Source organism: Peribacillus sp. P4_C12 (assembly GCF_056402095.1).
Genome location: NZ_JBFUIB010001123.1, coordinates 1 through 645 on the forward strand (window position 1 = coordinate 1; position 645 = coordinate 645).

General features: G+C 40.5%; 1 protein-coding gene. It reads left to right on the forward strand.

Going from position 1 to position 645, the window contains the following annotated elements:
* On the forward strand, window positions 1-645 hold a 645-nt coding region (locus AC1DUW_RS31715), incomplete at both ends, for an ABC transporter ATP-binding protein (protein ID WP_477644562.1).

Genomic DNA, 645 nt, shown 5'->3' on the forward strand with positions numbered 1-645 from the left:
GGGGAAACTGTCGGACTTGTTGGGGAAAGCGGTTGTGGAAAATCTACTGCTGGGCGTACGATAACCCGCCTTTATGAACCGACAGAAGGAGAAGTTCTTTTTCAAGGGAAAAATATTTTTGATTACAAACCTGGTGAAATGTCACATATTCGCCGTGAAATCCAGATGATCTTCCAAGATCCTTACGCTTCCTTAAACCCAAGGATGAAGGTAGAAGAATTAATTGGTGAACCACTTGCCATTCATGGGATTTCAAAAGGTAAAGAGAGAAGAAAACGGGTGGAAGACCTGTTAAAACTAGTTGGTCTAAGTCCGGAACATATCACTCGTTTTCCGCATGAATTCAGTGGCGGACAACGTCAGCGTATCGGAATTGCAAGGGCGCTGGCATTGAATCCTAAATTCATTGTTTGTGATGAACCAATTTCTGCACTTGATGTTTCAATCCAAGCTCAAGTAGTAAATTTATTAAAAGAGTTACAAAAAGAAATGGGCTTGACTTATTTATTCATCGCCCATGATTTATCAATGGTCAAGTATATTTCAGATCGTATTTTAGTCATGTATCTTGGGAGAATGATGGAACTTTCAGATAGTGATTCTTTAACGAAGGATCCGCTTCACCCATACACACAAGCCTTGCTC